This is a genomic window from Leucobacter chromiireducens, from assembly GCF_051993095.1.
In the GTDB taxonomy this organism is placed as follows: domain Bacteria; phylum Actinomycetota; class Actinomycetes; order Actinomycetales; family Microbacteriaceae; genus Leucobacter; species Leucobacter chromiireducens.
Map to the genome: position 1 here is coordinate 39754 of NZ_CP197024.1, position 14557 is coordinate 54310.

At 66.5% G+C, this 14557-nt stretch carries 12 protein-coding genes and 1 pseudogene; 5 read left to right on the forward strand and 8 right to left on the reverse strand.

The window, feature by feature from the left end; translation table 11 throughout:
- Positions 1–3: 3 nt before the first annotated feature.
- The 5 genes from phnD to nrdI all read right to left on the reverse strand — a co-directional run bounded on the left by phnD (position 4) and on the right by nrdI (position 4064).
- Positions 4–1020: a phosphate/phosphite/phosphonate ABC transporter substrate-binding protein gene (phnD, locus tag ACR81A_RS00215; RefSeq protein WP_440312205.1), complete on the reverse strand. Its 1017-nt coding sequence runs from the start codon at positions 1018–1020 to the stop codon at positions 4–6.
- 8 nt (positions 1021–1028) lie between these two features.
- Entirely contained in the window at positions 1029–1730 is a 702-nt protein-coding gene (locus ACR81A_RS00220) for an HAD family hydrolase (protein ID WP_440312206.1), read from the reverse strand.
- An 83-nt stretch (positions 1731–1813) separates the two neighbouring features.
- Positions 1814–2476: an amino acid deaminase gene (locus tag ACR81A_RS00225; RefSeq protein WP_440312207.1), complete on the reverse strand. Its 663-nt coding sequence runs from the start codon at positions 2474–2476 to the stop codon at positions 1814–1816.
- A gap of 38 nt (positions 2477–2514) precedes the next feature.
- Positions 2515–3531 carry a class 1b ribonucleoside-diphosphate reductase subunit beta gene (gene nrdF, locus ACR81A_RS00230; RefSeq protein ID WP_237462160.1) on the reverse strand — a complete coding sequence of 339 codons (1017 nt, stop codon included), beginning with the start codon at positions 3529–3531 and terminating at the stop codon, positions 2515–2517.
- Complete coding sequence (nrdI, locus tag ACR81A_RS00235; protein WP_202380472.1) at positions 3528–4064, reverse strand: class Ib ribonucleoside-diphosphate reductase assembly flavoprotein NrdI; 537 nt, start codon at positions 4062–4064, stop codon at positions 3528–3530. Before nrdI ends, nrdF begins: the two co-directional genes overlap by 4 nt.
- A 258-nt stretch (positions 4065–4322) precedes the next feature.
- Between nrdI and ACR81A_RS00240 the strand changes: the two genes are divergently transcribed.
- Entirely contained in the window at positions 4323–6182 is a 1860-nt protein-coding gene (locus tag ACR81A_RS00240; RefSeq protein WP_440312208.1) for a phosphoenolpyruvate carboxykinase (GTP), read from the forward strand.
- A 103-nt stretch (positions 6183–6285) separates the two neighbouring features.
- Here ACR81A_RS00240 and ACR81A_RS00245 read toward each other — a convergent pair whose 3' ends face one another.
- Entirely contained in the window at positions 6286–7155 is an 870-nt protein-coding gene (locus ACR81A_RS00245) for an SDR family oxidoreductase (protein ID WP_440312209.1), read from the reverse strand.
- 63 nt (positions 7156–7218) lie between these two features.
- Between ACR81A_RS00245 and ACR81A_RS00250 the strand changes: the two genes are divergently transcribed.
- Positions 7219–7563 carry a winged helix-turn-helix transcriptional regulator gene (locus tag ACR81A_RS00250; RefSeq protein ID WP_202380469.1) on the forward strand — a complete coding sequence of 115 codons (345 nt, stop codon included), beginning with the start codon at positions 7219–7221 and terminating at the stop codon, positions 7561–7563.
- Positions 7564–7751: 188 nt separating this feature from the next.
- Positions 7752–8741, forward strand: coding sequence for a cytochrome c oxidase assembly protein (locus ACR81A_RS00255; RefSeq protein WP_337248851.1), 990 nt, complete (start codon positions 7752–7754; stop codon positions 8739–8741).
- Here ACR81A_RS00255 and ACR81A_RS00260 read toward each other — a convergent pair.
- Complete coding sequence (locus ACR81A_RS00260) at positions 8684–11959, reverse strand: FtsK/SpoIIIE domain-containing protein (protein WP_440313161.1); 3276 nt, start codon at positions 11957–11959, stop codon at positions 8684–8686. The two genes, ACR81A_RS00255 and ACR81A_RS00260, sit on opposite strands and share 58 nt — an antisense overlap.
- A 711-nt stretch (positions 11960–12670) precedes the next feature.
- Positions 12671–13417 (reverse strand): annotated as a pseudogene (locus ACR81A_RS00265) (FHA domain-containing protein); the annotation flags it as partial.
- A gap of 158 nt (positions 13418–13575) precedes the next feature.
- Between ACR81A_RS00265 and ACR81A_RS00270 the strand changes: the two are divergent.
- Both ACR81A_RS00270 and ACR81A_RS00275 read left to right on the forward strand, forming a co-directional pair.
- Positions 13576–13872, forward strand: a complete 297-nt coding sequence (locus ACR81A_RS00270; RefSeq protein ID WP_202380467.1) for a WXG100 family type VII secretion target — start codon at positions 13576–13578, stop codon at positions 13870–13872.
- 72 nt (positions 13873–13944) lie between these two features.
- Positions 13945–14220 carry a hypothetical protein gene (locus ACR81A_RS00275; protein WP_440312210.1) on the forward strand — a complete coding sequence of 92 codons (276 nt, stop codon included), beginning with the start codon at positions 13945–13947 and terminating at the stop codon, positions 14218–14220.
- The last annotated feature ends 337 nt before the right edge of the window (positions 14221–14557 follow it).

Below are 14557 nucleotides of genomic sequence, written 5' to 3' on the forward strand. Positions count from 1 at the left end.
AACCTAGTTCGTGAACTGGCTGAGGATCTCGCCGTAGCGCGTGATCTCGTCCTCAGCCGTCTCGTTCGTCCAGTCGGAGAGCCCCACGAGGTCGAACATCACGGTCTTCGCGTCCTCGGAGGAGTCGGCGTAGTCGTCCATGAGCTTCGTGAGCTTGGTCACCAAGTCAGCGGGGAGGGCCGAGGAGACCGCAACGCCGCCGTTCGGGATCATCTCAGAGTACGAGAACGCGACGACCTTGTCGGCCACCTCGGGTGCCTCCGCGGTGACGGTGGTGCGCGCGTCCCAGTAGCCGAAGCTCACCTCAGCATCGCCGTTGGCGACGGCCAGCACCGCGTTGTTGTTGCCCTCGACCGGCACCTGTGTGATGTCCGCGTCGGTGTCGATGCCCGCATCACGCATGGCGACCACGGGGTACTGGTAGCCGGCGGGCGACGTGGCCGCCTGAAGCGCAACCTTCGTGCCCTTTGAGATCTTCTTCAGTGCGTCGATCCCCGCGGGGCCCTGGCCGGTCGCGTCGGCGCCCGCCTGCTCGATTCCGTTGCAGTAGAGCAGCTCGATGTCGCTCGCCGCGTAGCGCGCCTTCACCGGCGCCTCGGCGCAGTACTTGTCGGGGTTGTTCGTGAAGCCGACGGCCGCGTACGACGTTGCGCCGAAGCGCACGTCGCGCAGCACCAGTTCAGCGTCGTACTGCTTCGTCGCGTTGTAGAGCGAGCCGGCGTCGGCGATGATCACCTGAGCCTGGTCTGCGCCGAGCGCTTCGACGGTCGCGGCGTAGTCGCTTGCCACGACCCCTTCCACCTCGATGCCGAGCCCCTCGGAGAGGTAGGTGGTGAGCGGGTCGAGCGCCTCGGCGAGGTCTTCGCCTTCAACCGAGGGGACGAGGGAGAGCGTGATCGACTCGGGCCAGGCCTGCGCCTCTTCGGTCGACGCGGAATCGCCCGCCCCGCCGGTGCTGCAGCCTGCGAGGCCGAGTGCTGCGACCGTGAGGGCGCCAGCTGCAATGAGTGACTTGCGCATGAGGGGAGTTACCTTTCAATGCCGGTTGCCGAGCCGAGCGGCTCGTGTGTGCTGGACGCCGCGGTCGCGGCCCAGGTTTCGATGTCGGTGCGCAGCGCGGCGAGCGAGGGCCCGCGCAGCGTCACCGAAGCAGGGGAAAGCGCCGCCGTGGCACCCACGAGCGCCGTGTCGGCGCCGAGGGCGCGCGCCGGCGCAAGATCAAATTCGGCGATGTCGCCGATGCTGAGCACGGGGCCGCGCGCGCGGAGCGCGGTGATGAGGCGGGTGAGGCCCGCGGGCTTGCCGATCGCGAAGTGGAGCTCGGCGAAGCGATCCCGCACCCCCCAGGCTGCGAGCACGCGATCGATGCCCTGCTCAGGGGCGTTCGTGGCGAGCACGAGGCGGGCCGAGCGCCCGAGCGTCTCGAGGAACGCGTCGAGCTCGGGAATGGTGTCGACGGGAGCGAGGTCGGTGCCGAGCTGTGCGCGGCTTGCCATGTAGGCGGCCTGCAGGGTCTCGTCGTCGACGCCCGCTGAGCGGGCGAGCGATCCCACCACGTCGTAGCCATCGCGGAACGCTGCCTCACCCGCGTCGAAGCGGGCGAGCTCGGCCTCGACGCGCTCTGCGAACCCTGGCCCGGCTGCCGGCGCGATCTGCTGCGCGTAGGCACGGACGGGCCCGTGGCCGATGGCTAGCGTGCCATCAAAGTCGAAGACGATACTCGGCGCCATGCGCACTCCCTTTCGGTTTGGACGATGAATCCAAACTTAGGGACGCAAATGGACGAAATGTCTATGGGGCGGTGAACGCTCGGTTACCAGTCGGCAACAGCATTCCAACGCGATCCCGGATCGCGCTCAAAATCGGCGAGAAGCAGCTCGGGATCGCCCGAAACGGGAAACGCAGTGATGAGCCGCAGGGGCGACCCCGCGTGCGTGCCAGCGTCGCTGATGCCGTAGACGAGAGCGGTTGGCCCGCCCGATTCAGCCGCGTGCAGCACTACGCGTGCGCGGCGCAGCCCCACCGGGGAGGAGAACTCAGCGTCGGCCACCCGCGCGCCGGCCGGCGGGGTGAGCAGGACAGGCAGCGCTGCGCTCGTCACTCGCGCGAGCGTGGTGGCCGTCGCGTCCGTGCGGAGCAGAAATTCGTCTGTCGGTCGTCCGAGTGCGCGGGCCAGCTCGCCCGTGACCCAGCGATCGCGCTTGTACCCAAAGGGGGTGGGCACCTGCGAGAACCAGTAGCCGTAGACGTGCAGGAGGCCCGCGTTGCCCACCGGGAAGTCGGCGTGAAGGCCTGCGGCCGCGTGAAGCTCGTCGAAAAGCTCACGAGAGATCGATGGGACCCCGGTGAACTCGTCGATGAGTGTTGACCCGCCCCAGGCTAAGAACTGGCCCGCCGTCGCGTCCGTGCGGATCTGTGCGAGCACGGCTTCGAGATCGGGCAGCGCGGGTGGGGCCGAGAGTGGTGAGCTGTTCACCCCGCCACTATTGCACGGCGGGGTGAACAGCTCGCGGACTAAAAGTCCCAGTCGGCGTCGCTTGTCTCCTCGGCGCGGCCGATCACGTACGACGACCCCGATCCCGAGAAGAAATCGTGGTTTTCGTCAGCCCCGGGAGCGAGCGCAGCAAGGATTTCCGGGCTCACCGCGGTCTCCGCTGCCGCGAAGCGGGCGGGGTATCCCAGGTTCATCAGCGACTTGTTGGCGTTGTAGCGCACGAATGCCGCCACATCCGGCATGAGGCCGAGCGGTTCATAGAGTTCGCCCGAGTACGCGAGCTCAAGCTCGTAGAGCTCCTCGAGCAGCGAGAAGGTGAACTTGCGCATCTCTTCCTGCCGCTCGGGGCTCTTCGTCTCCAGGCCGCGCTGGTACTTGTAGCCGGAGTAGTAGCCGTGCACGGCCTTGTCACGCAGGATGAGCCGAATCATGTCTGCGGTGTTGGTGAGCGTCGCGCGCACAGAGAAGTGGAGGGGGAGGTAGAACCCCGCGTAGAGCAGGAGTGACGAGAGCAGGGTGGACGACACCTTTCTTTTGAGCGGATCGTCGCCGTAGTAGTGCACGAGAACCTTCTTGCATCGCTCCTGCAGGAGGTCGTTTGCGACGGCCCATTGGTACGCGTCGTCGATCTCGGGCGTGCTCGTCAGGGTGGAGAACACCGAGGAGTAGGAGCGCGCGTGCACCGCCTGCATGAACGCGATGTTCGTGTACACCGCCTCTTCGTGCTCCGTGCGCGCATCTTGGATCTGCGCGATCTCGCCGACTGTCGCCTGCACGGTGTCGAGCATGGTGAGCCCGGTGAACACGCGCATGGTGAGCGTGCGCGCCTCCGCGGTGAGCTGGCCCTGCCAGGCGGGCAAATCATTTGAGAGGGGCACCTTCTCGGGAAGCCAGAAGTTTGCGGTGAGGCGATTCCACACTTCGAGATCCTTCTCGTCGCTCACCCGGTTCCAATTGATCGGCCGGATGCGGGCAGTGGGGTCGTGGCGGAACCCGGGCGGCGTGACCGATGGGAGAGGGGGGAAATCGGGCATCATGCGGACCTTTCAGGTGACGGATGGGTGGATGCTGTGGTGGCTTGATTGGGATCGCGCTCTGCCCGTCGCCAGAACTCGGCGAGGCCCGCGGTGACGCGTTCGACATCGAGCGGTGTGCCGAGCAACTCGAAGCGATACAGCTCGGGCACTCCGCACTTCGTTGCGATGATCGGACCTGCAAGGCAGTAGTGCTCACCGAAGTTCGTGTTGCCCGCGGTGATCACGCCGCGGAGCATGCCGCGATTTGCGGGGTCGTTGAGGAAGGCGATGACTTGCTTGGGCACTGCGCCATTGAGTGCGCCGCCGCCGTAGGTAGGGAGCACCAGCGTGAATGGCCGGCTCACTCGGATCCCACCCTCGATCCGCGGCCGGAGTGGGATGCGCGCGGCGGGGCGGTCGAGCTGTTCCACGAAGCGACGAGTGTTCTCCGAGACGCTTGAGAAGTACACGAGATCGGGCGACTCTGCGGGTGCGAATTCCTGCAGCGGCGGTGGCGCTGTGCCGCCAAAACGGGGTGGGCTCGGAGGGCGCATCGAGTTTCCTCTCGCTTGAGTTTGGACTATATCTGGTGCTTGCTTGCGTCAATTGCCACTAGATCTAGTCCTAACACGACTTCACGGCGAATTTCTACGACACGCCCAATTTGAAAGTTAGACGCGTCGAACAATAGGGTGGACGCAGGGCCGAGGCGTAGTGGGCGGACGCCGTGACGCGCACGGAAGCCACTCGTGCAAATGCCGCGGCCCTGCGAGACTGGGGTCATCGAGTCGATCCCGAGAAAGGCGTCTGCCATGAGCGATTCCGAGCTGCCCGTCATCCCGGCAGGGGTGCAGAACGAACACGTCCGCGCCTTCATTGCCGAGTGGGCCGCAATCACTGAGCCGGAACGGATCGAGGTGGTGGGCACGGAGGACGACGAGAGGCTCATCGCCGAGTCGCTCGCCGCCGGCACGCTCTTCCCTGCGGGCCGCGGACGCTACTTCTCTCGGTCGCACGAGAAGGACACCGCTCGTTCCGAAGAGCGCACCGTCGTGGCCACGTCGGACCCCGAAGACAAGGGCGCATACAACAACTGGCGTCACTCCGGCGAGGTGAAGCCGGTGCTCATCGAGCGCATGCGCGGCGCCTCCCGCGGGAAGACGATGTACGTCGTCCCGTACTTGATGGCGCCCCCGGGCACACCGCTCGAGGCGTTCGCCGCTGGCGTCGAGCTCACCGACGATCGGAACGTCGTGCTGCAGATGATCCGCATGGCGCGGGTCGGCATGGCCCACATTGACGGCCTCGCCGATCCCGCATTCTTCGTTCGCGGTGTGCACGTGACCGGTGATCTTGACGCGCTCGGGCAGGGTACCGCGGAGGATCAGCGACTGTTCGCGACGATCGCCCACGAGCGCACCATTCTCCACTTCGGCTCTGCGTACGGCGGCAATGCGCTGTTGGGCAAGATTGCGCACGGCCTACGGCTCGCCTCCTACGATGGCAAGGTGTCCGGGAAGTTCCTCGCGGAACAGTTCCTGCTGCTCGGAATCGTGGACCTGGAGACCGGCGCCAAGCGGCACATCTGCGGTGGCTTCCCGAGCGCGTCAGGCAAGACCAACCTGGCGATGACGCTGCCCCCCGAGGCGCTCACCGATCGCTACCGCGTTGAGTTCTACGGCGACGATATTGCGTGGCTGTGGGTCGACGACGAAGGGCGCGTGCGTGGCATCAACCCTGAGAACGGTGCGTTCGGCGTCGCGAAAGACACGAATGAGGAGACGAACCCGACCGCGATGGCGGCGATTGCAGAGGGTTCGGGCACGATCTTCACGAACGTGGCCTACAACGAGCGCACGCAGGAAGTGTGGTGGGAGGGGCGTACGCCCGAGCCTCCCACCGAGCTCGATGGGTGGCTCGACTGGCGCGGCGAGCCCATCGCGGCTCGCAGGCCGGACCAGGTGAATGAGCCGTGGGCGCACCCGAACAGCCGCTTCACGATTCCCCTCGACAGGATCCCCAACATTGCGGGTGACGTCAACGCGCCTGAGGGGGTCGTGATTGATGCCGTCATTTTCGGCGGGCGAACGCGCGACCGCGAGCCGCTCGTTCGCGCCATCGACGATTTGGCGGAGGGTGTGTACGACGGGCTCACCCTGGGCGCTGAGGCAACTTTTGCCGCGGAGGGCGTCGCCGGGCAGCTCCGCTACGACCCGATGTCGATGCGGCCATTCATGTCGTACGGCGAGGGCGACTATGCGCAGCACTGGCTCAACGTCTTGGGCGGAGCGTCGCACGCGCCCGCCTTCGCGCACGTGAACTGGTTCCAGCGCGATCCCGAGACGGGCGCCTACCTCTGGCCGGGATACCGAGAGAACCTGCGTGCGCTGCTCTGGTTGCTGCAGCACCACGATGGGACTGCGGTCGGCACCCCGACGCCCGTCGGCACGGTGCCACGACTCGAAGAGCTGGATCTCAGTGGACTCGACATCGACTCCGAGATCCTCGCGCAGCTGCTCGCGGTCGACGTGCCGCGCTGGCAGCAGGAAATGAGCTTCCGGGCCGAGCACCTTGCTCAGTTTGAACGAGTGCCCGAGGAGATTTGGATCGCTCATCGTCGCGTCGAGGTCGCTCTGAACGCAGCCGCAGGTGAGTCTTCGCCTGAAGTCTAGAAGCTCTTCCGCGCCGGCAAAGCGGCCCTGCGACCCGACATTGTCGAGTCGCAGGGCCGCTCCCGTCCCCAGGGGCGCGGGCGATGCGCCGGCAGGCCCTTTCTCAGGCGAGAATGCCGCGGAGCCAGTCTGCGACGGGGCGCGGTGTCAGCGAGAGCTCCTGCTGCGCACTGTTCTCGGGGGAGATTTCGTAACCGGTCTGCGCGTTCAGTGCTTCGTAGAGTCCCACTACGGCTGCGGCACCCGGGCCGAACAGCGGAGTGATGAGTTCACCGAACGCTGCGGGAGTGATCCCCTCAAAGCGCACGGTGTGTCCGAGTGCCGCGGAGAACTCTGCAGCGAGCTCATCTCCGGTCAGGCCGGGGAGATGTCCGATCGAGATCACACCTTCGGTGCGGGAGCCGGCATCCTCGGTGAGCAGTCGCACGACAACCTCCGCGACATCCAAGTGTGAGCTCCAGGACACCGAATAGTCAGCGGGCAGCGGGTACCGGAGCACACCGTCTTCCTGCGCGGGCCCCGCGATAACGGGCAGCAGGAGGTTCTCAAGGTAGAGGCGAGGGGAGACGACGGCGGTCGACACCCCGCTCTCGACAACGCGCCGGATGAGCGTGCGAAGGGGGCCGCTCTCGGTGGCCTGGAGCGGCGACTCGGGCTGGTCGACGATCAGTCCGCTCGTTGAGATCACGACGCGTGCGGGGCGTGCGGCTGCAATCGCCGTGGCGACAGCGTCAGCCTGCGCCGAGTCAACGCCGGGCGCACCCATGGGCAGGTGCACGAAAACGCCATCGGCGCCCGTGTAGAGCGCGGTCAGCGCGGCGGCGTCGGTGAGGTCGACCGCGGCGGGAGTGGCCCCTGCGGGAATGCTGTCCGGGTTGCGAACGGCGGCGGTTGCCGCATGGCCAGCAGCGAGAAGGGACGCGAGAACTGGGGATCCTTGGGCGCCGGTTGCGCCGTGCACGATGTATGTCATGCTTCTATTAGTGCACACACTGCACGGGTTACATCAAGTGCACTAATGGAAGGCTGTGAAGATATGCAGGAGAACGATCTCCCGGAGTGCGGAGTAGCCCGGTTTCTGCTGCTGTTCGACGGCCCGTGGGCCACGCTCATCATTCGAGAGCTGATGCGCGGACCGCAGCGTTTCGGTGAGCTGCGCGATGCGCTCCCCGGAATCAGCGCGCACACGCTGACCAACCGACTTCGCCTGTTCGCGGCGCGCGGCATTGTGACGCGCACGGCCTACCCGGAGATCCCGCCGCGTGTGGTGTACGAGCTGACCCCGTTGGGGTGGCAGCTTCAACCCGTGCTCGATGCGATGAATGTGTGGGGGCAGGCAGCTCCGGTTGGAGCGTTTGTCGCCGAAGACACGCCAGCTTGACGGCAGTTCCAGTCCGGAGGTCCTGCGGCGCTGACGCCGTGACTCTCCGGTGGTGCGCAGCCCACGGCTGTTAGCGTAGGGAGAACGGAGCCCGGAGTATCGGCGCGTGTGCGAAGACCCGGGGGAGGGCTGCGTGTGCGCAGCTCACCCGGCGCTGCGTGACATCTCGACTGCTCTGGAGTGCCGCTGTGCTGACACCTCTTTCACTCGTTTCTGTTCTTCATGCCCAGTCCGGCGAGCTTGGTATCTCGGACCTTGTCGCGTTTTCGCCGGCGGAGGCGTCGCCGCTCGCCTGGTTGGCGGTGCCAACGCTGCTGGCGTATTGGGCTGGTGCGATCAGGCTGTGGCAGGTGGGACGCGGGTGGAGTCTGGGACGAACGCTGCTCTTCACCCTCGGATGTGTGCTCTGGTTTCTCGTGTGTGGCCTCTCGCTGAACGCGCACGCCAACGTGCTCGTGTCTGCGCTGCTGTTTCAGCAGATCACGCTCATGGTGGTGGTCCCACCCTTCCTGCTGATGGGCAGCCCGGGGCGCCTCCTGCTCAGCTCGGTTCCGCACGGTGGTCCTGGCCGCTGGATTTTACGCGCCGCATTGGGTGGCTACCGCTCGCGTGCGGCGCAGCTGCTCCTCCACCCGGCTGCGGCGATTGTCATCGCGCTGCTTGCGTTCCCTGGCTTCTACTTCAGCGATGGGGTGAGCGTGGTGATGGCTACTCCTGGGGGGCACACCCTCGCGCTCCTCGTGTTTCTGCTGGCCGGTGTCATCGCGGGTGCGCCCCTGTGGGCACTGGATCCGCTTCCGCGTACGCCGTCGTACGTGGTTCGGTTGGTTGATGTGGTCCTGGAGATTCAGATCCACGCGATTTTTGGGCTGATCTTGCTCCTCAGCACTCGGTCGCTCTTTGCCTGGTATGCGGAGGATCCGCCCGGTTGGGGCATGACTCGGGCGCTCGATCAGGCGATCGCGGGTGGGCTGATCTGGTCGTACGGAGAACTCCCGCTCTTGATTGTGTTGATCGTGACGCTGTCGAAGTGGCGCACTTCGGATGAGCGACGCGCTCGCCGCAGGCGGGCGGAGGAAGACGCGGAGCTCGACGAGTACAACGCTTATCTCGCGGCGCGCTACGGTACTCGGACGGAAAACGTTGAGACTGACGATTCGTCTGCTTCGCGGCTGTGAGCCGGAGCGGCGCGGGCAGGCGAAGCCAGGTCCGGCAATCCCACCTGTACGCCATGAGTGTCCGCGCCCCGCACGAGCACGCCGCGTCCTGGCGGAGTGTCCGCGCGGGTCATCCGGAGAAACGGGGCTGAAAATACGGAGGGCGTATCGTGTTCGTCCGGTCGAAGCGCGAGTGCCCAGCGCAGGCCGCGGAGTGGTGTGGCGAGTTCCCACACCGAACTCAGTGTTGCGTTCTCGCCCTCAACAATGGTGAGCAGTTCGCTGTGGCGGAGTCGCTGCAGCAGTGCACCGAGTTCGCGTTCAAACCCAGAGCCTGCGAACGCGCCGATGTCTTCGATCACGAGTACTCCTCGCTCCCCAGCGCCCGGCCACGACGCTGGGGAGGACAAATGCCGGTCTACTGGAAGGCCGTCGGGCCCCGGAATGGAGAGCGCGGGTGCACGAGAGACCGGGACGCCCATCTCGGCATCCACCGCAGCGGTGAGCCGGGCGAGCAGGGTGCGTTGCGCTGCGGGCGTCAGCGCGGCGGTGTGCCAGGGGTGGGTTGTTGCGAGACCGCTATTCCGATGCGGGGAGAGCAGCGCCGTGACGCCGTCGCTTCTGGCCTCCGACCTGGTCGCCGTCAATGCCTCGAGCAACGCGTGGATCGCTGTTGTGCGGCCGGACCCGGCCGGGCCACTCACGAGGGCAAGCCCCGCGTCCGGCGCGGAGATGCCACGGAACGTTGCGGTGTTCAGTGCGAAGGGAGCACCCTCGCCAGGGGCGGGCGGGAGTGCTGCCCGCTGCACTGTCCGGGGAATCTCCGGCACCAAGAACGCACTCGGGGCTTCTGTGGGCCGGACTCGGGCAGCGCGAGTGAAGCCTTCGACGGCGTTTTCGCTGCGCAGCCCAGGGAGCGCAAACTGGATCTCGGTGCCGTCCGTCACCCGAATGGCCCTGCCGGGTGGCGCGGAGTGCAGCGCGCCACGCGAGAGCCCCATCAGGTGCAGGTCGTCGGGGAGCGCGGGGCGCAGCGCAAGGCGCTCGGGGAAGCTGGCCTCTAGATCTGGGGGCAGGCCGCCAGCGCGTTCGGCGCTCAGGAGAAGATGCACTCTGGAACTTCGTGCCGTTCGTGCGATGTCCATGAGGAGTGACAGCACGGTGCCCGGTGTGCGGGCGCGATCGTCAGCCTCGCGAAGGCGGGCGAAGCCATCGATGAGCAGGAGTACGGGGCTGGAGGTGGCGGCCTCTCGATGCCGTCGTTCGTCGCTCAGCGCGGCGAGCTTTTCGCAGAGTCTGGTGACTTGTTCGTGCGCGTCTGCCCGGGCAATGCTTCCCACCCCCGGGAGCCCGGCGATCGCGGTGAGTGTGCCATCCCCGCCATTAATGCCGTAGACAGTGGTGCCGGGGCGCGCCCGTATGGTCGCTGCGGCAATTGTGAAAAGCGCAGTCGTCTTCCCGCTCCCGGGCCCACCAAACACGGCCACGTTTCCAGACTCGGGAAGCCGGATCGAGAAAGCCGCGTGACGCTGCTGGTCCGGCTCATCGCGCACACCGACGACGAGCCGGGGCCAGGCAAGACTGGCGGTGAGCTGCGCTGCTTCATCGAGCGAGTAGCTCGGCGCGAGTGGTTCCACCCAGGGGCGTGGCGGGGCCGCGCACTGTTCAAGGTGGGCCGCGCGCGTGATCGTCGCGATGAGGCGGGTGGAGTCACGCGGCCCACTCTGGGGTGGGGCTGGGGCGTCTGCGCTCGGCGAGCTGGGCGACGACTCGGGCCACAGCGGCGCGATCACAACCCGCCCCCGCGTGCCGGCGGCCGGTGGAACGCCGGTGGTCGCGGACTGGAACGGGTGGACCGATCCCGCACCGAGCACCCACGCCGCTCGACCGGGAAGCCTGGGCGAAAACGTTGCGGCCGAACTATCACCCAGGAGGTCGCGGCTGTCCGCGTCGTCTGCGGTGCGGAGTGAGACGCGGAGGTTTGCGTTGGCTCGGAGGTCGTCCGAGATCGCGCCAGCCGGGCGTTGGGTTGCCAGGATGAGATGGATCCCGAGCGAGCGTCCTCGCTGAGCGAGGTCTGTAACACCGGCGAGAAACTCCGGGGCGTCCTGGCGGAGCGCTGCGAACTCGTCGATCACGACGAGCAGGCGGGGCGGTGCTTTGGGGTTGGAGTTACGTTCCATCGTGTCGAGGTCGGGCGCTCCGGCGTTCGCGAGTGCGCGTTCTCGTGAACGAATCTCTGCGCGGAGTGAAATGAGCACCCGCTCGGCGAGGTGTGGGTCGAGGTCCGTGGCAAGGCCAACGCTGTGCGGCAGCGACGCGCAATCGAGGAACGATGCTCCGCCTTTGTAATCAATAAAGAGGAACGTCAGTCGATCCGGTGCCACGTGTGCTGCAAGAGACAGGATCCAGCTCACGAGGAACTCGGACTTCCCTGACCCTGTGGTGCCGCCGATCAGCGCGTGGGGGCCGTCCCCGACCAGGTCGAGCGAGACCGGTCCTGCCACGTCGCGTCCGACAGGCACCGTGAGTGAGGTAGAGGAGCGTGTCGACCCACGTTGCCAGGTGCGGCTCACGCTGTCGCGGAGACGCCAGTTCGCAGCAACCGAGTGGGCGCTTTCCAAGAGATCCGGGGGGAGGAGACTCGCGAGAGACACCCGGCTCGGAAGAGCGTGCTCGGAGCCCATCGGGTGGGCGCCAGCGTCGACGACAGAAGCGAGTGACCGCGCAAACCGCTCGGCGTCGTGTGCGGCGAGTGATTCCACCGAATCGAGGTTGACGGAGTTCTCGTCCGAGATGCGGTGCAGTGAGCTCTTGACCGCGCCAAGCTCGAGCACGGTTGAGCAGTTCGCGGGAACCTCGGTGAGCGCAGCGGCGCACCACACCACGTGCACACCGACAGCCGAGCCCGAATCAGCAAGCGCGACCAGGCGGCGTCGGTCCACCAGACCCGTGTGGGCGACGATGACCAAGACTGCAGGGCGCTTGGCTGCGGTGGTGGTGCGTGAGTCTGCGGTGTGCCACAGCTGCGTGAGGTCTTCAAGCGCGGTGATCAGGGCCGCCGCGCTCGCCGCAGTGGCGCTGAGATGCGACACGGTGAGTGGACTCTGCGGTGAGTCGACGTGAGGGAGCCACGCGACCCAGCCAGAAGCGTCTTGGCGCTCGGGTGAGAAGAACCCTGCGACGATCAGATTGGCGGGGGAATACTGCGTGCAGAGCTGTGCGAGCGCAGAGTTCAATACTGCAGCCCTGAGTGGAAGCGACCCCACGATCGCGAATGCGCCGGCGCATTTCAGCTCGGCAGAGACTGGGGCATTGTGGAGCTCCTCCGCGCGGTGCTGGAGAGCGACAAGTGCGTTCTGCCCAGCCGCATCGGGCTGGTCAGCACTGCGGTGTGCCGTTGTGCGGACCGCGCTGGGAGAGGTCCCGCGGCCAATCCTGAAAGTCAGAGGATGGGCCGCCTCCGCGTTGCCGCCCCACAGACGTGGTCCTCGACGCATCGCGTCGTCGAGTAACTGCGCTGTCGCCGGGTGTTGCTCCTCCCGCGCACGTCGTTCTCGCTGGTGCGCCTCCGCCACCATCTGCTCCGCTTTTGCAACCTCGGCTTCGAATTCTCGGTGTGCGCGCCGGTGTGCGCGCTGCGCGACGAGGACGGCGCCGAGCCATGCCGCGAGTGCAACAGCGGGCGATGCTCCCAGCATCATCAGGCTGAGGGGCGAACGCGCAGAAAGGAACCACACCGTGGCCATGAGCAAGGGCGCAGCGACGGCGAGCGCGGGGAATCGCGTCGTGGCTCGCTGAGGCGGGAGTCGGGGGAGGCGAATTGTGGACGGGGTGAAATGCGGAACGACGCGGACAGGCGGGAGGTGCGCATACGTATTTGTGAGGCGGGGAGCTTGCTCGGGCGGAGCTGAGGCGACCACGCGGACCGGGAGCGCCCCGAGTCGCACCACGCCTGGCAAGGGAAGCCGCAGCGCATCGGCGCTGTCGGCCGTGCTCGTGTCTGTCACGCGGAGATCAGAAAGGAACATCTCGCCGCGCCGCACGCGCAGGAGGCCGTGTCGGCGGGACACGCTGGGATGCGTCAGCTGAATGTCACAGCTCGGATCGCGCCCTATGACATGCTCGCCCAGTCGGAGCGAGAAAACGTGACCCCGCTGTGGCCCAGCAAGCACGATGAGCTGCCCGGCAGGTGGAGGCAGAACGTTGCGCCGAGGGTGTGGGGTGACCACCTCGAGACATGCGCCTGACTGAATACCTGACTCGTCGAGCCGTGACTCGGGTGCGCAGACCCGGGGTGCGCGGCCGGGAAGTGTGACGCGAAGACTCAGCGGGTCTCGAGGGCTGCGAGCGTCGTCACGTGCGCTAGGGCTCAGCACGGACCGGTCATCGAGTCTGCCTGACAGCTGGCGAGTTGGTGACGGGCTGGAGACGTGATGGGCAAGCGCCAACGCGAGATCGCATACGGGGGTCGCCGGATCAGCGGTCACTCTGAGATCGCGGGTGGCTGTGCGCTCTCCTGCGTGAGGCACCCGCAGCCGGACGCGGAGTTCCAAGGAGCCCGCCTTTCGTTCGGTAGCTCTGTGGTCGGAGCGTGCGGATGCTCGACCATAGCTGCGCAGCGCACTGACGGCGCAAGAGCTCCGTCGCAACTGTGGGGGCCGACGGTCGCGCGGGCGATGTGAGCGACTCGTCACCTATTGCCAACGTCCAAGGGAGCGCTTGGACACCTGGGACGTGAGTTATCCACAGAAACCATGCGACGGTCCTGTGTCGCGTCGCGGCTGCGTACAGTTGCCGCACGGCTCGCCCTCGGCACCCGCCTCAGGGGCCCAACGCACGTGAGGAGACACGCATGGCAAACATCACGGTCAGCTATGAGGAGATGAACCAGGCCGCAGCTGAATTGCGTGCCGGGCATGCGGAAATTGCACGACTGCTGGCGCACATGAAAGCGCGGATTGATCAACTGCTCAGCGCTGGGTTTGTGACGGACCAGGCGTCAGGAAAGTTTCACGAAGCCTATCTGCGCTTCACTTCGGCGGCGAACGTCATCAACGACGAACTACAGGAGATGGGGTTCTTCCTATCTGCAACCGCGCAGGTTCTTCATGACGCCGACGCTCAAATTGCTGCTCGTATCCAGTATTGAAGTTCGTCGGCGGGAACTGACAGGGCTGTGTCCTGCATCCCGCAATCGTGAAGGAACAGACGGAGGACTCGTATGGAGGTCGACTACGGTGCACTGAACGGGCTGGCGCGCGGGCTGCGCGCCGCGGCAAGCATCATCGTTGCGGAGGGCGGGGTGGTCCCGGCGTTCGAATCGGGGAGCTTGCGGGTCGAGAGGGAGGCCCACGATGCGACTGCGGAACGTGCTCGTGTGGTCACTCACCTCGCACAGCTGGCTCGGGACCAGGCTCAGCTCTGCGAGGAGATGGTGCAGAGCTTTCAACTACTCGATGCGCAGGTCGCGTGGGCGACCGAGCGGTTCGATCCGTGACGAGCAATGAGCTCGCCTTGAGCGGCCGCCCGGGCGCTACGCATGGCGTAGGCGCGAGACTGCAGGGGCGGGCAGTCGGAGGCGAGGTTGCGCGCTGCCTCAGCGGGGTAGCTCTCGGGCTGACACGGCGAGCCGGTGCGGCGGTGTCTGTCCGTCGTTTGCAGCAGGTGGTGCAAGCGACTGCGGGTATCGCGCTTGCCGTCCAGCAGGTTGATGGTGAGTGGGGCGCAGCGGTCCGTATTTATGGGTGCCGAATCGATGAAATACGCGAGGCAGCGGTACGGCAGCTCGAGGCGCGTCGCCCGTTCACCGCGGTGGGCCCGGCCTCTCCGGCGCG